Origin of the sequence: Streptomyces sp. NRRL S-118 (genome assembly GCF_000716335.1) — a bacterium.
Taxonomy (GTDB): Bacteria; Actinomycetota; Actinomycetes; order Streptomycetales; family Streptomycetaceae; genus Streptomyces.
The window spans coordinates 59181-61283 of the sequence record NZ_KL591033.1 but is presented as its reverse complement, the minus strand read 5'-3'; the positions used below and the strand labels follow the sequence as shown (position 1 = coordinate 61283).

General features: G+C 78.2%; 1 protein-coding gene. It reads right to left on the bottom strand.

Features of this window, described 5'->3' with window-relative positions; genetic code table 11:
* Window positions 1-153: 153 nt before the first annotated feature.
* Window positions 154-1356, bottom strand: coding sequence for an amino acid deaminase/aldolase (locus tag IH00_RS0134125; RefSeq protein ID WP_031080035.1), 1203 nt, complete (start codon window positions 1354-1356; stop codon window positions 154-156).
* Window positions 1357-2103: the final 747 nt, after the last annotated feature.

Here is a 2103-nt window from a genome sequence, read left to right as displayed (position 1 = left end):
GGTAGGACCGGCGTTCCCCGCCCCGGCCCGCCGCCTCGCCCCGGCCCGCCGCCTCGCCCCGGCCCGCCGCCCCGCTCCGGCCCGCCGCCCCGCTCCGCGGCCGTCCGCCCCGGACGGCCGCGGAACGGGGCCGACGGGACTTCGCGGACAGGCCTAGAGGAACGTCCGGCCCTCGCCCCGGTACGTCGGCACGGTCGCGGTCACCCGGTCGCCCTCGATCAGGTGCAGCGCGTCGAACCGCTCGCACAGCTCACCGGCCTTCGCGTGCCGGAACCACACCTTGTCACCGATCAGCAGGTCGTCGGCGGGTGCGCCCAGCAGCGGTGTCTGCACCTCTCCCGCCCCCTCCTGCGGGTCGTAGCGCAATCCCTCCGGCAGGTACGGGACGGGCAGCCGGTCCCGGCCCGCCGCGCCGGACGCCGGGTAGCCGCCGCCGAGCACGGTCACCACGCCCACGCCGGGGCGGCGGACGACCGGCTGGGCGAACAGCGCGGCCGGACGGCCCGTGAACGACGTGTAGTTGTCGAACAGCCGCGGCGTGTAGAGCCCCGAACCGGCCGCGATCTCGGTCACCGCATCCTCGGCCGCCGTGTGCTGCACGCTGCCGGTGCCGCCGCCGTTGACGAACTCCAGCCCCGGCGCGACCGCGCGCACCGCGTCCACCACGGCCGCCCGCCGCACGGCCAGCTCCCTGCGGGCCGCCGCCTGCATCAGACGCACGGCCCGCGACCGCAGCGGCCGCCCCGCGACGGCGTCACCGACACCGGCGACGTGTCCCTCGTACGCCATGAGCCCGACCAGCCGGAACCCCGGCCGCCGCGCCACGGTACGGGCCACCTCGGCCATCTGGGCGGCCGTGCGCAGCGGCGAACGCCGCGCCCCGATCCGTACCCGCCCACCGAGCAGGTGCAGGGACGTGTCCAGCTCCAGGCACACCCGGATCTCCTCGGTGCCGCCGTCGCGCGCCGCGTCGATCAGGTCCAGCTGCGCGGGGTCGTCCACCGTCACGGTCACCGCGGCCGCGAGCTTGGCGTCACCGGCCAGCCCGGCGAAACCCGCCCGGTCCGCCGACGGATACGCGAGGAGCACGTCGTCGAACCCGGCCCGCGCCAGCCACAGCGACTCCTCCAGGGTGAACGACATGATCCCGGCGAAGCCGTCCCGTGCGAGCACCCGCTCCAGCAGCGCCCGGCACCGCACCGACTTGCTCGCCACCCGGACGGGCTTCCCGCCGGCCCGGCGGACCAGATCGGCTGCGTTCGCGTCGAACGCCTCCAGGTCGACGACCGCGAGCGGCGCGTCGAGGTGGGCGGTGGCCCGGTCGTACCGGGCCCGGTCAGCGGCACGGGGAGTCATGGCCCGAGACTGCCAGACCGTGCTACCTCCGGGTAGGGGGATGTTCCGGTCAGATCCGCCCCGAGCTGCGGCCTCGTTGCGGCGCACCTGGGCGGAAGCCGTAAAGTGACGACACGCGCTGATGAACGGGCCTGCCCCGCAACGCGATCCGGACGACAAGCAGGGGGGCGGATGAGCACCGAGGCACGACGCCCCGCCTCCCGCATCTCGGACGCGTTCCTCCCCCCGGAAGTCCCTCCGCAGGCTTCTCCGAAAACCCCGCCCGTTCCGGCACCCGCCCAGGCCCCGGAGCCCCCGGCGGCGCCTCCCGTTCCCGCTGCCGGGGTGCCTTCCGCCACCGTCGGCCGCGGGGCGCCGACCGCTTCTGCCGCTCCTTCTCCTGCGGTCGCCCCTTCCGCCCCGGAGCCCCGGCCGGCTCCCGCGCCGCCCCGCCGCGGGCCCGCCTCCGACCGGCCGGTTGCCCCTGCGGCGCCGGCAACCCCCGCCGGGCGTCCGGCCCCGGCGCGTCCGGCCCCGGGTTCCGCCGCCTCCGCCCCTCGGCCCGCAACGCCCACTCCGGCCCCCGGCACGGCAGGCCGCCCGGCCGGCGCCCCCGCGTCCCCGGCCCGCCAGGTGCCCGCTCGCACCGCCGAGTCCGCACCCGCGTCCCCGACCCGCCCGGCACCGGCGGGCGCCCCAATGCGCCCCGCGACCCCGCCGGCCGCCACCCCGCCGGCCGCGAGCCGCCCGGCCGCCTCCACCGCCCCG

What these genes read in the sequence shown, in the direction of transcription:
- IH00_RS0134125 (WP_031080035.1), bottom strand. Translation starts at nt 1,356, where the DNA reads ATGACTCCCCGTGCCGCTGACCGGGCCCGGTACGACCGGGCCACCGCC.